11 protein-coding genes and 1 tRNA gene are annotated in these 14,724 nt (G+C 39.7%); 5 read left to right on the top strand and 7 right to left on the bottom strand.

Translation table 11 applies throughout. The features are described from left to right. Positions 1–98: 98 nt before the first annotated feature. Genes ODZ84_RS20515 through ODZ84_RS20530 form a run of 4 tightly spaced genes read right to left on the bottom strand, consistent with a single transcriptional unit; the run spans position 99 to position 8,923 of the window. Positions 99–1,946, bottom strand: coding sequence for a UvrD-helicase domain-containing protein (locus ODZ84_RS20515; protein ID WP_266174272.1), 1,848 nt, complete (start codon positions 1,944–1,946; stop codon positions 99–101). Next, complete coding sequence (locus ODZ84_RS20520; protein ID WP_266174273.1) at positions 1,939–3,936, bottom strand: ATP-dependent nuclease; 1,998 nt, start codon at positions 3,934–3,936, stop codon at positions 1,939–1,941. Before ODZ84_RS20520 ends, ODZ84_RS20515 begins: the two co-directional genes overlap by 8 nt. 15 nt (positions 3,937–3,951) lie before the next feature. Then, complete coding sequence (locus ODZ84_RS20525) at positions 3,952–7,686, bottom strand: AAA family ATPase (protein WP_266174274.1); 3,735 nt, start codon at positions 7,684–7,686, stop codon at positions 3,952–3,954. Position 7,687: 1 nt separating this feature from the next. After that, positions 7,688–8,923 carry an exonuclease SbcCD subunit D gene (locus ODZ84_RS20530; protein ID WP_266174275.1) on the bottom strand — a complete coding sequence of 412 codons (1,236 nt, stop codon included), beginning with the start codon at positions 8,921–8,923 and terminating at the stop codon, positions 7,688–7,690. Between the two features lie 436 nt (positions 8,924–9,359). On the opposite strand from ODZ84_RS20530, the gene ODZ84_RS20535 reads away from it, so the two are divergent. Genes ODZ84_RS20535 through ODZ84_RS23770 form a run of 3 tightly spaced genes read left to right on the top strand, consistent with a single transcriptional unit; the run spans position 9,360 to position 10,684 of the window. Next, on the top strand, positions 9,360–9,710 hold the full coding sequence (locus ODZ84_RS20535) for an ISAon1 family transposase N-terminal region protein (protein WP_266174276.1): 351 nt from the start codon (positions 9,360–9,362) through the stop codon (positions 9,708–9,710). A 28-nt stretch (positions 9,711–9,738) separates the two neighbouring features. After that, positions 9,739–10,095, top strand: coding sequence for a transposase (locus ODZ84_RS23765; RefSeq protein ID WP_323136795.1), 357 nt, complete (start codon positions 9,739–9,741; stop codon positions 10,093–10,095). After that, positions 10,073–10,684 (top strand): ISAon1 family transposase, encoded by a 612-nt coding sequence (locus ODZ84_RS23770; protein WP_323136796.1) that lies wholly within the window; start codon positions 10,073–10,075, stop codon positions 10,682–10,684. Before ODZ84_RS23765 ends, ODZ84_RS23770 begins: the two co-directional genes overlap by 23 nt. Before the next feature lie 218 nt (positions 10,685–10,902). Here the strand turns inward: ODZ84_RS23770 and ODZ84_RS20545 are convergent. Together ODZ84_RS20545 and ODZ84_RS20550 are read right to left on the bottom strand one after the other, a co-directional pair. Then, positions 10,903–10,982: transfer RNA gene (locus ODZ84_RS20545), tRNA-Leu, on the bottom strand. Between the two features lie 74 nt (positions 10,983–11,056). Next, positions 11,057–11,824 (bottom strand): MBL fold metallo-hydrolase, encoded by a 768-nt coding sequence (locus ODZ84_RS20550; RefSeq protein ID WP_266174277.1) that lies wholly within the window; start codon positions 11,822–11,824, stop codon positions 11,057–11,059. Between the two features lie 54 nt (positions 11,825–11,878). Here ODZ84_RS20550 and ODZ84_RS20555 point away from each other — a divergent pair, with 54 nt between their 5' ends. After that, on the top strand, positions 11,879–13,306 hold the full coding sequence (locus ODZ84_RS20555; RefSeq protein ID WP_266174279.1) for a TonB-dependent receptor: 1,428 nt from the start codon (positions 11,879–11,881) through the stop codon (positions 13,304–13,306). A 13-nt stretch (positions 13,307–13,319) separates the two neighbouring features. Continuing rightward, a complete protein-coding gene (locus ODZ84_RS20560) occupies positions 13,320–13,769 on the top strand; it encodes a GAF domain-containing protein (protein WP_266174280.1) in 450 nt (149 codons plus the stop codon). A 210-nt stretch (positions 13,770–13,979) separates the two neighbouring features. Here the strand turns inward: ODZ84_RS20560 and ODZ84_RS20565 are convergent, their stop codons facing one another. Beyond that, on the bottom strand, positions 13,980–14,714 hold the full coding sequence (locus tag ODZ84_RS20565) for an ABC transporter substrate-binding protein (protein ID WP_266174281.1): 735 nt from the start codon (positions 14,712–14,714) through the stop codon (positions 13,980–13,982). Between the last annotated feature and the right edge of the window lie 10 nt (positions 14,715–14,724).

The following is a 14,724-nucleotide window of genomic DNA, read 5'->3' on the forward strand; positions in this document are numbered from 1 at the left end:
TTGGAATTATTTTTTAGGATTAGACAAAAAATTGAACGGTTTCTTTTAATCTGATGGAGCGTTAATGATTGGTGATTACATGATAAATAAAAATTTAATTATTTATAATTTTCCGCGGTAAATGTATTATTTTCATTTCCAAATTTATCGTGTAGATTAACCCAAAATCTAGAGGGAGGATAAGGAAAGGTCTTTACACCATACTTAGTTTCCCTAGTAAATGACTCCGATCTCAGAAGGATACATGTTTGTTTTGCTCTGCTAATACAAACATAACAAAGTCTTTGATCTTCATTTAGCGCAATTTCATTACCTATATTTAAATAATATGGGAAGTTTCCTTCCTCCATTCCTAATAATATTACGGCCTCAAATTCTAATCCTTTTGAGCTATGCCGGGTTGTAATAGTGACCTCGTTTTCGGGAGATCCAAGATTTGCAAATCTTTTTATCTCTGCATCTTTTAAATTGCGTAAGTTAGCTTCATCTAATAGCTTATTTAAATTATCAACTTCATTTGGATACATCTCAGAATTACTAAGCGTCTCTTTAAGCTCTAATTGGTTTATAATATGGCTTAACCATTCAAAACAATTATTACTTTCCAAACTATTAGCAAGTACTTTATAAAATCTTGTTTTTAAATATATTTCTTCTTTATCTTTCCTAGTATCATTATGATTATTTATTAATCTTCTCCAAAAATTAAACAATTCATCAAATGATTGTGTTTCTTTATCAATACTCCATTGGGCACAATCTTGTAACCATACAACAACTGCACTGTTTTCAAAACTCCATTTAACAATAAAGAAAGGGATTTCTTCTTGTTTCATAAAAGTTGCCATATGCTGAATTTGAGCATTAGAACTAGTTATAATTCCAATTTCATTTAGAGGAACACTTTTAGCTAACAAATTAGGAATTATCTTTTTTGCTACAATCTCATACTGAGGTTCCATCCCATTGTCACAAGTAATAAAAGTGAAATCAGCTATATCATCATTTCTTTTCCCTGCTATATATTTTGGATAAGGAGGAACTGGTTGCAATGCTTCAATGGAAGCGTCGATAATGTGTTGGGAGCTTCTATAATTTGAAACAAGATTAATAGTTTTTATATCATCATTTGACATTAGTTCCAATAAGAAATCTGGATACCCTCCGTTAAACCCATAAATAGATTGGTTTGTATCACCAACCGCATATAATTTTATTCCAGCATTAAATACTAGTTCAAGCACCATTTCGTGTAATGCCTTACCTAAATCCTGGTACTCGTCCACTAATAGCCAAGGAAACTGACTTTTTAATGTTTCCCTAACATATTGCTGTTCATTTATGATTTTAGCAGATAAGTTGATAATGTTAATAAAATCTATAAACTCAGTCTCATTAATCTTAGCTTCATAAAGTTCCGCTCCTTTCGCAATGAGGTCAGTTGTGCCCATTTGAACCATACTGCGACCTCTTAGGGAAAGGGACCTGTGTTTATTGATATCAGCCAGAGATAATTGACGAGAATCCTCAACATTCAGTTCCTTAAGTACAGAATTGTAGAGATTATCTTTTATATCATCTGGGATAATTTTAATCGGGTATGCTACATTATATTGGGGATATAGATGCGCAAAAGGTTGGATAACATGCAATAAACTAAAGCTATGAACTGTTCCTATAAAGTCTTTGTTAGTAGGAATATAACCGTAAGCCCTTAATCTTTTCTTAAGCTCTCTAACAGATTCTCTGCTGTAACTAATACAAGCTAGTCCAGACGGTTTATTAATATGGCTTTTAGCAAGCGTTACAGCTTTTAAAGTTAATACACGAGTCTTACCACTCCCCGGACCTGCAACAATTACAGAACTCTCCATTGATTGATAAGCTTCGTACTGTTTAGCATCTTTTTTTATCAGCTCTAAATCTTGAAAAAATTGACTATTCATAAGACTCATTAACCTTTTGAATAATTGCTTCAATACCTTTGCCTATATAATCCGGAACTAATTCTAGAATAAGTTCTTCAGCTAATCGCTGGGCAAAACGTCCTTTGCTAATATTTCCCTCGATCTTTTTAAGAGCAGACCAATAATCTTTATTATCAAGTGCTCCTTCAAAATTCTCTTGCATTTCATCTCCTCCCGGCTTGAGCTCATCGTATACGGTTTTGAGTATTTCAATTCCTTCATCGCCTGAATTGTTCATCATATCAACTTCAAGAGTATATTCTCCTATAAAACCTCCTTTATCTCTTATTTCTTCTTCCTCTAATGTAGAGCCGTCTGCTATTATTCTAAGCATAGTAAGAATATTTACAATATTCTCATTTCCTTTGTGCCCCCAAGACCTACCTGTATTTTGATCCATTATATGATAAACACGTTTGGTCTTATGATTTCCGTCTTCATCTGTATGTTCTTCAATTTCATAATAATCTCCATCTGTAAATAGCACCCATGGAATATTTAATGCTTTAAGTAATTGAATGTATGGCCTAAAATTCGTAGAGTCGATATTACATACTACAATCCCATAATTATCTAATGGTGTATCCATTAAATCTGCAGCAGCAGGAATAAAATATTCCTCTGTAATACCCTCAGCCAAAATAACTCCTTTGCCAAAATAAATTTCTCCCCGCTTCGCATCGATATAACGCTCTATATCCTTTTTTTCTTTATCATCAAGAGATAAATTAGCTGTTGAGAAAGCTTTACTGCTTTCACTTACTTTTCGAATATGGACAATATAGTTTAGTGGCGTTACAGATGTAATATAAGTTGAATGAGAGGTAAATATTACTGAAGTATTACTGTTATGCAATACCTCTCGATAGATCAACCGCTGTAATGTTGGATGTAAATGCGCTTCTGGTTCTTCTACCGCTAAAATTGTAAATGCCTGATGTTTATAATTATGTTCATCCATAAAATCATACAATGATTCAACCTTGCCATCTTCAATTTCTTGCTTCAAGATATAGTTTCCTTTATCACTTACTTCATATAGCTCTGCTAATAATCCACCTCCATCTTCGGCCGCTAATGATTCAAATTGGGCAGGTTTTATAATGGGCAATATAGTTTTGTCTTTTAAAAGGAGTAACATTAAAGAGATATAAAGAATATTGGCCAGGCCTAAGCTTAATTCCGAGACAGATCTTTCCTTTAATCCCATATATACCTGCAATGTATATAGCAATCTTTCAGTATCAATGTCGAATGTTCTTAATGTAATTTGGTGATCAGTATGTAATCCAGACAATGTAGTGAACTGATTCGTAAGGACATTTTTTATATGTTCAATTTCATCGAGTTCAAGAATTCCCTTCGCTGCATATTTCAAAGCGTTCGATATTTCTTCAAGATGTTCAGAAGATATTTCATACTGTTTGACAAGTTTATACAATGGAGAGTTTTTGTTTGCTTTTAATTCTCGTTCAACATCTCTCAATGCCTTTATAACATAAATATTAATATAATTGCGGTCTTCATTAGTAAATCTTTTTTCTTCATTATTCCCTTTAAATAACTCGTATTTATAATTAATGATATTACCGAATTCATCAACATTAGGCTTAAACTTATAGGTGAATCTAAGAGTTGGAGGAGTATCTGATATTACTGCATCTACAAACTGGGCCTTAAGTTTACTATTATGTTCATACCCCCTTATTTCAAGATTAATTTCGATTACCTCACCATTTTCCATAGGAGACTCAATACTCTCATGAAAATCTTCAGGAAGTAATTCTCGATCAGCATCGGAATAACTTTTATCCAAGATTAATTGGATTGCTCTTAAAAAATTTGTTTTCCCAACATTATTCTCTCCAATAATCACCTGTTTGTGATCCAAAGCCACATCCACATCCAAAAAGTTTCGAAAATTTTTTATTTGTACTCTTGATATGTATGGATTTTTAAATTGTGCCATATTCTTATTTGATTTTTATTTATGATTAACCTCCACCTTACTCCTGCCGCTCTGCTGCTTACTCACTTTGATCTGCACCGGAATCCGTTCGGTCATTTCCTGGACGTGCGAGATCACACCTACTTTTCGGCCCTGGTTGTGCAGGCGTTCGAGGGCATCCATGGCGATGTTGAGTGTGGTAGGATCTAGCGAGCCGAAACCTTCATCAATAAATAAGGATTCTACTTTCATGCGCCTGGATGACAGCGAAGCCAAACCTAAGGCCAGAGCCAGCGACACCAGGAAAGATTCTCCACCCGAAAGCGAGTAAACCGTACGCACTTCATCGCCCATGTCCTGATCCACCACCTGGAGACCCAATGATGCCGGAATGCGTTCGATCCGGTAGCGGTTGGTCAAGGCCTGCAAATGGATGTTGGCATAACCCAATAGCACATCCAGGGTATATTCTTGGGCAATCTGGCGGAATTTCTTCCCATCGGCTGAACCAATGATCTCGTTGAGCTTTGCCCAATTTTCGGTGATGGCTGCCTGTGTTGCGATACTTTGCAGTAGGTCGCCGATCCGGTTTTTGTTAGCTTCATCCTGTTGCAGGCGGAAGCTATTTTCTCCTTTTTTATGCTTCTTTTCTTCCACTTCTGATTTAACCGTAACGTTGAGGGTGATGAGTTCTTCGAGTGGGATTTGCGATGCACCATTTTGCTGATGACGCGCTAAAGCCTGTTGTCGTTCGGCAAGAATGCTGTTGGCTTTGGTCAACTCTTCATCAATCGCCTGCAATGCTTTGCGTTCGGTGTCTATCCAGTTGTTGCCCAATGTCAGCAAATTATGGAGTGCTTCTAGGCTGAGCGGCTGATCATTCTTTTGGTTATACTCCTCCAGCCAGTCCAGCAGATGCTGTGAAGTTTTCTGTATCGTGCTTTTCAATGTATTTAACGCGGCCATGAGTTCCTCCTGCCGGGTAAGGGCTTTGGTACGATCGATGGCCAGCTGTTGTTGCATGGCTTTTAGATGGTCAAATACTTCCTGGGCTTTGCTGATGGCCTGTTTCAGTTGAAGTTCCTTTTCATCAGCAGGCTGCCCTACAAAAAGGTCTTGACGTTGTTGGCTCAGATCCAGGTAAAATTCCTGTTGAGAGAGATGAGTTTCCGTTTTCCTTTCGGCTTCTGATGCCAGTGCTTTTGCCTGGTGTTCCATTACTTTCAGAGTCGCTTCCAGTGCTGCTTTTTCTCGGGTACATTGATCCAGTTTTTCGGTATGGGCTTTCCATTGTTCGGTAAAAGTTGTAATGCCATCTGTAAATGTAGCAGGGGTAGCCTTCCAGTTTTCCATCCAGCCGGATGCGGAGAAATATGGCGATAGAAGTGCTTCAACTCCTTTCAGATGGGTCGAAGCTACTTCCTGTTCGCGTTTCATCTGGTTTTGCTGTTCCTGAAATAAGGACAGGTTGTTTTGAATATCTTTGATTTGATTCGCCAGGCCGTCGGTATTTTCCTTTAGTTGATCCATCATATTTTTAGCCGTTTCCAACGCTTGTTTTTGGTCTGCATAGGTTTGCAATTGAGTGATCAGATCAGCCTGTTTTGCTTTAAAAGCCTGCAATTGGGTGTCAATCCATGATGCTTTTTCCGCATCAGTTATAGAAAGACTGTTTTTCGACGCATCCGATTGTTCCCAGGCTTGTCTTTGGATCTTAAGGGCGGATTGTTTCACCTGAAGATCTTCCTTCTGTCGTTGAATGGTGGTTTGCAGGCGCTGGCATTCCTGCTCTAAGGCCTGATGTTTGCTATGGCTGGCCAGATAGATTTGTTCTTTTTCCTGATGGGCTTTTTCGAGTTGAGCCAAAACCTTTTCGAGTTGGGGGTTTTCCACCACATAAGGATGGTGTGTGCTGCCACATACCGGGCAGGGTTCATGCTCGATCAGTGCTTCCCTCAACGTTTCTACATTTTCTGCCGATGCCAGCCGGGCCTGTTGCAGTATTTGATCAGCTGTATCTCTTTCCGCCTTGATGACCGGCAGTTGTTGGTAAAGCTCTTGTAGAAGCGTCTGTTTGTGTTGATGATCGGTTTGATCCTGTACCTGCTTCTGCTTTAAACTTTCGCATTCGGTCTGTGCATAATAGTACAGTTGCCATTGTGCCTGTGCCTTGATCAGCTCTTCTACCTGAGCGTCAGTTTTAGTTTTATTGCGGTTCAGGGTTTCGATCGGAATGGGCAGTAATGCTTCGGATTGGGCATTGCAGCTTTTTTGTTGATTTTCGAAAGCCTGCAACTGCTGTTTCCACTGCCGCTCAATATTTGTTTTTTGGGCTTCGGTGGTTTGGATTTTATTCTGTAACTGTGCTAAACTTGCCGCAGCATTTTGCAGCGCTTCCAGCAGTTTTTGTGCATCTTCCAGTTTGGAGAGGATGAGATTTTTATTTTCGGCAACCGGCTTTCGGGAAGCCTGTTCAGTCTGCCATTGGCTGATGGTGTCTATTTCTCCCAGCAGTGCAACAAATGCTTCCTCTTTATTTTTAAGTATAGCCTGATGTTGCCAGTTAACTTCATTTACTTTCTGAGCCTCTTCTTTCAGCTGGCTGACCTGCTCTTTTTTCTCCGACAGCAGCGTATCGAGCTTTCTGGCTTTTTCCAGTAAGGGTTGCGCATCCGCAAGGGCTTTATGTTCAGCAGAAAGCTGATGGTCGGCTTCTATTAGCTGCTTTTCAAGTGTTTCCTGTTGTGCTTGCAGTGAAGCCAGGGTTTCCTTTAAAGAGACCAGCAGGGCTGATTGATCGGTCTGTTGTGCTTGTGCTTGCTGTAAGGCATCTGCCCAGCTTCGGGTTTGCTGTGCCTGTTCGACTGCATGTAATTTAAGGCTTCTCGGTAAAGCGGAAGTTTTGGTTTCAGCAGCTACTTGTAAGACATTTTGTGCTTCATCGTTGCTTTGTTGAAAGTTGACGAGTTGTTCGTACCATCCGATCCCGGCAGTGTATTTTTCGATCTCTGCTTCAAGGCTTTTGATCTGGCTTTCCAGCAGCTCCTGATCTGCAGATAGGGCGTGCTGTTCTTCATCACTCAGGGTGACAATACCTTCTTTACGGACATGGAGATCGCGTAGGTGTAATTCTTCGGCCTTGTATTTTTCAAAGATCTTCCGGGAGATTTCAGAATAAATATGGGTTCCCGTCAGCTTTTCAAGCAAAGAAGATTTCTCGTCGCGGTTGGCTTTCATAAAAGCGGTAAAGTCACCCTGCGCCAGCAACACCGACCGGGTAAATTGCTCAAAATTCAAACCGACCAATCGTGCGATTTCATTGAAGGTTTCTGCTTTTCTGCCGGGCATATCGACTGCGGTGCTGAGGTTTTTTAGCGTCACCGAATCAGATTGTATGCTTCCATCGGCACGGTTCCTGGCCCGCCTCACCCTCCAGGTAGCGCGGTAGTTTTGCCCATCGACTCCTCTGAAATCGACTTCAGCAAATCCATCAGCAGTGCCGTCGCGCAGAATGCCCCGCACATCGCCCTGGCTTAGTGTGCTTCCCAGTACATCTTGAATTTCAACGCCTGTTTCCCTGGCTTGGAGATAACGGGGCGTTTTTCCGTACAAGGCCAAACATAAAGCATCCAGGATGGTTGATTTTCCGGCTCCGGTAGCACCGGTGATGGCGAAGATCCCTATAGAACATAAGGGCTCGTCCGTAAAGTTGATTTCGGTGACTCCTTCTAATGAAGCTAAATTTTTAATGCGTATGGCGAGAATCTTCATCTTATTCGGCTTTATGAGTTACTTCCTGCACCACCTGTTGAAAGAGCTGCAACAAATCATTGGGAACTTCGCTATTGTATCGGGACTGGTAGACTTTGCCGAATATATCAAGCGGCTGCAGTTCATTTAGTTTTTCAGGTGTGATCAGTTCCGGTGTTTCTTTAATTGAACTCGGATATTGGGCATCTATTTTTGCAAGTCTGACGCCTTTGCCAGCCAATGCGGATTCTACTTTATGGCGCAAAGCGGGCTCTGGTCCATCCAGCAAGACACGCACCTGTAGATAAGGAAGCTTTTCCGGACTGGAATCGGCTGATGGCAATTGTTCCAAAAGGGAAATGACTTCATGCAAAGGCTGATGCTGATGTGGAATTCTTTGCAATGGCACAGATACCGGAATTTCAATCGCCTTCAGATCGCTGATTTCCTGATTAAGATCAAAAACAATGACCTGATGTTTGTAATGAATTTCGGAAAAAGACATCGGCAAGGGGCTGCCGGAGTAACGAATATGCTCCTTTCCACCAATTTTTTGCGCTTTATGAATATGTCCCAAAGCCACATATTTGATGTCGGGATGAAAAGCTGTGGCTGAAATGCATTCTACACCGCCCATGATCAGCCTTTCGGTTTTGTCAAGATCAGTAATCTCTGCCTGCTGGGTATGCAAATGCCCCATAGCAATGATAGGTTGATTTTCCGCGTTATGTTTTTGAGCAAAATCAAAAGCGTCCTGATATAAAGCTGCCACGCCTTCAGTATAAGGATTGGCGCAATCGGCAATGGCCGGATAGTCGCCCATACGCAGGAAAGGAACGGCCAGACACCAGGCTTTGATGGCTCCCGAAGCATTATGTATTTTAATCAGCAGTTTTTCATAATCAATATTTCCCTCGGCATCTTTTTCTACAAGTCCGATAATATGAACATGAGAAGACTCAAGCAATGGTTTGGGCGCCTCCAAACGTGCCGCCGAGTCGTGGTTGCCTGCCGTAATGATGATTTGCAGATCCTGAAGTGCTGTTGTTGCCTCATTCAGAAAACGGTAGAACATCCTCACCGAGGCTGCCGACGGATTGGAACTATCGAAGATATCGCCACTGATCAGCAGCACCTCGATTTTTTCTGCGACCAACGTTTCCACCAGCCAATTCAGAAATTGCTGATGTTCGTAGCTACGATCATATTCATGAAACAGCTGACCAATATGCCAGTCTGCAGTATGCAAGAATTTCATAAAAGGAATTTAGTACGGTAAAAATTTACCACATAAAAATATGGGTGCTTAAAACAACTTAGCCAAAATATCCTGGCAAAATTAAGTGACGCTGTCAGTAAAGCTGATTATAGAATACAATAGGTATGGTCTATTTGATTTTTTCATAAGGAGGCGTTATTAGTTGACGCAATTTAATAATTAATTTAAAATCAGCATCATCGTTTTAAAAACAATTGATATACCCATGATTCCTTTTTCACACTTTAATAAAGTATCACTCCAAAATTAAGCACATCAAACTGTATCCCAGTGAGGGAAACCGTAAGGTTGGGAAGTTTATTTTGATAAGAGCTATCGCTATTGGGACAGAAAAGAATCCAATAAATAAGAATGTAATTTTATAGGATCAGTATCAAAAGTTGGGGAGAAAAATTAATAATTGTAATTTTACAAGATGTCATCTGAGAAAGAATTATTAAAATTACTGTTACCGGAATATCTGGTTGAATACTTTGATATAACCCATTTTGAAGAAAAGGAAGGACTGCTCCATCTTTATTTTGAAGAAAAAAATACTGTTCCCAAAGAACTTTCCTCTTTGCATCTACAATCCAAAGGTTTTCACGAAGAAATCACGGTTAATGACTTTCCTCTCCGTGGAAAACCTGTAAAACTTCACATCAGACGAAGAAGATGGACCGATATAAAATCTGGTAAGATCCTGCAGAGAGACTGGAGTCTCATCGCCGTTGGAACCCGCATGACAAAGGACTTTGCGGAGTTCTTAAAAAAAATCAGCCGATAAAGCTCTTCCCTTAGAAACCATCGGTGAGATGTATGGGGTACAGGGAAAGACATTCCGCAGGCAATACAAAAAATCATTAAGCGGGTTCAAAGACTGGCTCCAAAAGCCCCATGCGAAAGATTGGATTCTTTATCCGGAAAATTGCTCCTCTTCTCTGTCTCTGGATGAAGTGGCTCTTTCCCAGGGAGAATTATACACGGTTCTTACTTCCAAAAAAGCAAAAGGCAGGAAAGGCAGTATTGTTGCCATCATCAAAGGTACACAGAGTGAAGCGGTCATTGAGCAGCTTCTGAAAATAAACAGGAAGCTTCGCAAAAATGTAAAGGAAATTACCCTTGATATGGCAGGGTCTATGAAGCTTATTGCCAAACGCTGTTTCCCCTGATGCTATTAAGGTCATAGACCGGTTCCATGTTCAGAAGCTCGCCACTGAAGCCCTTCAGGAATTAAGGATCAACTACCGTTGGGAAGCTATAGAATGGGAAAATATACTGCTCGATGAAGCAAAGAAAAACAGGGAGCCTATTGAGATAGAAACGTTTGAAAACGGTGATACCCGCAAACAGCTTCTGGCAAGAAGCAGATATTTACTCTACAAAAGCAGGGAAAAGTGGACGCCTTCTCAAATGCAGAGAGCTGAAATTTTATTTACAGAATATCCTGATTTAAAGAAGGCATATGGGTTATCGGATGGATTAAGAAAGATTTACAATCAGAATATTCCCAAATCTATTGCTATGACAAAGTTAGCGCATTGGTTCAGAGATGTTGAAACATCAGGTTTTAAATCATTCTCAGTTTTAAGGAAAACAATAATGAATCATTACAGCGACATCTTAAACTTTTTCGACAGAAGAAGTACCAACGCTTCAGCAGAATCTTTTAATGCTAAAATTAAAAACTTCAGATTACAGCTTCGAGGAGTAAAAGACAAAACATTTTTCCTCTTCAGACTCGCTCAACTTTTTGCATAGTCCCCAACTTTTGTTCATGATCCCACATTTCCCTCCCAATAGGTAGCGGCTATTTTGCAGTTAAGAAATTCGGTTTACGCCACATAATTTATAAAGTCGGAGGTGTGATAAAGTGGTACAGGATAGATTCAAAATGACTAAAAAAATAAAGTCGGGAAAAAAGTAGGAGGTGATAAAAATAAAACCTCTGAAAATCAAATGATTTCAGAGGTTTTTTGTACCCAGGACCGGGATCGAACCGGTACTCCTAAGAACTGGTGTTTGAGACCAGCGCGTCTACCAATTCCGCCACCTGGGCTGATGTTTGTTTTAAATTGGTGTGCAAATATAGGAACTTTTTATAATACGCCAAAAGCTTTTTGGGGAATTTTTTTAAAAAGATAGCTCCAAACCGTCGTAGGCAAGGTGCATTCCGGGTGGAAGTAGTTTATCTTCAATATCATGCAAACCTAAGTGGTGACTGATATGGGTTAAAAATAATTGTTTAGGTTTCAGTTCCTCAAACAGTCTGATCACATCAGGAAGAATAAAATGAGCCGGATGCGGATCAAATTTCCGGATGCAGTTTAAAATAAGTACATCGAGATCTTTTAATTTCTCTTTTTCCATATCGGAAATAAAACCGGCATCGGTAATGTAGGCCATGTTTTTAAATTTATATCCGAAAACGGAAATCTTAAAATGAATCACCTCGACCGGAGTGATTTCGGTGTCTAAAACAGTGAAAGGCTTATTTTCAATTTCGTGCAGATCAAAGGCGGGCGCTCCGGGATATTTGTCATCCGCAAATGCATAAGGAAATCGGTTTTTGACCTCGTTTCCTACTCTCGGATAACAATACAGGGGAATGTTTTTTCCACTTTTAAAAATCAGCGGACGCATATCATCAAGACCGATGACATGGTCATTATGTTCATGGGTAAGCAGGGCGATATCCACATGGGTCTCATGGTTTAAAAGCATCTGCTGCCTGAAATCCGGACCGCAGTCGATCAGGATTTTTCTGTTTTCCTCCGTCGTCACCATCACAGAAGACCGGAATCGACTGTCCTTAGGATTTTCTGAAGTACACACTTCGCATGTGCAGCCGATAACGGGTACACCCTGGGAAGTTCCGGTTCCTAAAAATTTCAACTTCATTTTCTTTTGAGGTTGGTTTAATTTTGGTAAATTTACGAAAAATTTAATGTCCTAATGTATCAGAAACTAACTCCTAAACAAAAAGCATTAACCATTAATCTAGATCCTACTATTTATGGTACTTTCGCAGAAATTGGAGCAGGGCAGGAGACTGTTCGACACTTTTTTAGAGCAGGGGGAGCTTCCGGTACAATTGCTAAGGCAATGTCGGCTTATGACAAAGATTTTAGTGATGCGATCTATGGAAAAGAGGTAAAAAACAGGTATGTTACCCAAAACAGACTTCGCAAAATGCTTCGTTATGAAGTAGCTCTGATCGAAGAAAGAATTTCCAGAGAAAACAATCCCAACAGAAAGTTTTTTTCCTACGCCAATACGGTAACGACCATTAATTTTGATAAAACCGTCAGAGGCCACGGCTGGGTTGGCATCCGTTTTCAGGTAAAGGAAAATGAAGATTATAACGAAATCGTCATCCACGTAAAATTCAAAGAAAATGATGCTACGCTGCAGCAGGAAACCCTCGGGAATCTTGGCGTGAACCTTATTTTCGGCGCATTTACCTACTATGATAATCCGAGAAGACTTATAGAATCTCTGTATGATGACGTGGCAACGGACAATCTTGAGATCGACATGATCGATTTCAGCGGACCGGCCTTTGCGTATGTGGATAATCGCTTGATGTCTTTACAGCTGGTAAAAAACGGAATGACTGATGCCGTAATTTTCAATTCGGAAGGAAGTAATATGCTTCCGGCTGACAGCCTTTATAAGAAAAATATTTTTGCCGTAAGAGGCAGTTTCAGACCGGTAACGAAGGTGAACATCGATATGCTTCAAAACGGCATCGATATGTTCATGAAAGATGCCACCTGTACGCATGAGGAAACCGAAATTCTGATAGAAATTACCATCTCCAACCTCCGGGCAGACGGAGACATTGATGAAAGAGATTTCCTGGACAGGGTAGACGTCCTCGGAAAGCTGGGATACACGGTGATTATTTCGAACTTTTCAGAATATTACCGACTGATTGATTATTTTGCCTCCTATACCGGAGGAAATATCGGAGTCGCAATGGGCGTTAACAACCTGTTGATGGTATTTGAAGAGAAATATTATAAAAACCTGTCGGGTGGAATTCTGGAAGCTTTCGGTAAATTTTTCAGAAACGGGATGAGGGTGTATCTGTATCCTTACAAAGATCCTGAAACCCACGAGCTGCTGGATTCCGAAAATCTGAAGGTGGAAGAAAATCTCAAGGAACTATACAAATATTTTAAACTGAACAACCGTATTGTAGACATTAAAAACTATAATCCGGAGTTCCTGGAAATTTATTCCCGGGAAATATTACGAAAAATTTCCTGTAACCTTAAAGGCTGGGAATCCCAGGTTCCGGAGGGCGTTGCAGAAATGATAAAAGAGCGCGGAATGTTCGGCTATAAAGAAGAACTTTCATTTAAACAATTCTCTTAAAAACAAAAATAAAATGTCAGAATTAAAGAAAAGACTTTCCTCTATTCTTGAAAGTCCAAAACATAATACAGAAGAGAAACTTGAAAAAGTTTGCCACCTGCTGGATCAGGAAATTGCCTATTTTAACTGGACCGGGTTTTATTTCAAGAACGGAGATAAAGATGAGCTGAAATTAGGCCCTTATGTAGGCGCACCGACGGATCATGACATCATTCCTTACGGAAAGGGAATCTGTGGCCAGGTTGCGGTTTCCAATGAAACATTCGTGGTTCCCGATGTGCATCAGGAAAGCAATTACTTAAGCTGCTCGATCGATACGAAGGCCGAAATCGTTGTTCCTATCTTCAAAGACGGTAAAAATATCGGTCAGATCGATATCGATTCGCATACCGTAGATCCTTTTACTGCCGAAGACAGAGAATTACTGGAATGGCTTTGTAACGAAGTTTCCAAAATTCTGTAATAAAGATATCTTTAAGAAAAATAGAACTCCGGCTTTAGCCGGAGTTTTCTGTTATAAGGTTAATGAATCTGTTTTCTTATTCAACTGATTATAAAAATAACAGAATGAAAATCGGTGTATTCAGTGAACACATCAATATATTACTATTCAACAGGAGCGGGCTTTAAACCGCTTAAAAAGTATTTAAAATCCATTGGCTTTAGCCAAAACTTATAGAGCAGGATCGATATCCGTAATCAGTTCCTTAAAATAATTTTCACATTTTGCGATATGCGTTCCGTACCAGGAAAATGCTTCCCCATCCACGATCATGATCTTCTTATCCGGATAGAATTCTTTTAATTCCTCAACATGCTTTTCTTGAAAAGGAAAGGGCTCTGAAGAAAGCATAATGATCTCAGCATCTGCAAGGTCTTCCGTAGTGATCTCAGGATACCGGGTGCGGTTTTGGAAGATATTTTCAAAACCGATCTCAGACAGGATTTTGTGAATAAAAGTATCAGAACCGATCGTCATATAAGGATTTTTCCAGATCAGGTAAGCAACTTTGATAGTAGAATTTATTTTAATCTGATTCAGAATGTCATAAATTTTTAAGTTGAACAGTTGAGCTTTTTCTTCCTTCTTAAAAAGAAGACCCAGATTTTTAAGCAGATAATAATTGTCTTCGATATTTTCAACGTTTGTGACCATCACTTTAAAATCCTGCATCAGGCTTTCCACCTGCTCTTTGATGTTTTCTTCTTTATTTGCTAAAATGAGATCCGGCTGTAATGCCTTAATCTTATCAATATTAATATTTTTCGTTCCGCCGATCACAGCAACATTCTTTACCCGATCTTCAGGATGGATACAGAATTTTGTTCTTCCGACCACTTCATTCTCAGTCAGACCCAAATCAAATAAAGCCTCGGTAATTGAGGGAACTAAAGAAACAACTTTCATTGTAATATTT

The organism is Chryseobacterium fluminis (assembly GCF_026314945.1).
Taxonomy (GTDB): domain Bacteria; phylum Bacteroidota; class Bacteroidia; order Flavobacteriales; family Weeksellaceae; genus Chryseobacterium; species Chryseobacterium fluminis.

What these genes read in the sequence shown, in the direction of transcription:
- ODZ84_RS20560 (WP_266174280.1), top strand. Translation starts at nt 13,320, where the DNA reads ATGTCAGAATTAAAGAAAAGACTTTCCTCTATTCTTGAAAGTCCAAAA.
- ODZ84_RS20550 (WP_266174277.1), bottom strand. Translation starts at nt 11,824, where the DNA reads ATGAAGTTGAAATTTTTAGGAACCGGAACTTCCCAGGGTGTACCCGTT.
- ODZ84_RS20535 (WP_266174276.1), top strand. Translation starts at nt 9,360, where the DNA reads ATGTCATCTGAGAAAGAATTATTAAAATTACTGTTACCGGAATATCTG.
- ODZ84_RS20515 (WP_266174272.1), bottom strand. Translation starts at nt 1,946, where the DNA reads ATGAATAGTCAATTTTTTCAAGATTTAGAGCTGATAAAAAAAGATGCT.
- ODZ84_RS20525 (WP_266174274.1), bottom strand. Translation starts at nt 7,686, where the DNA reads ATGAAGATTCTCGCCATACGCATTAAAAATTTAGCTTCATTAGAAGGA.
- ODZ84_RS20520 (WP_266174273.1), bottom strand. Translation starts at nt 3,936, where the DNA reads ATGGCACAATTTAAAAATCCATACATATCAAGAGTACAAATAAAAAAT.
- ODZ84_RS20530 (WP_266174275.1), bottom strand. Translation starts at nt 8,923, where the DNA reads ATGAAATTCTTGCATACTGCAGACTGGCATATTGGTCAGCTGTTTCAT.
- ODZ84_RS20555 (WP_266174279.1), top strand. Translation starts at nt 11,879, where the DNA reads ATGTATCAGAAACTAACTCCTAAACAAAAAGCATTAACCATTAATCTA.
- ODZ84_RS20565 (WP_266174281.1), bottom strand. Translation starts at nt 14,714, where the DNA reads ATGAAAGTTGTTTCTTTAGTTCCCTCAATTACCGAGGCTTTATTTGAT.
- ODZ84_RS23765 (WP_323136795.1), top strand. Translation starts at nt 9,739, where the DNA reads ATGTATGGGGTACAGGGAAAGACATTCCGCAGGCAATACAAAAAATCA.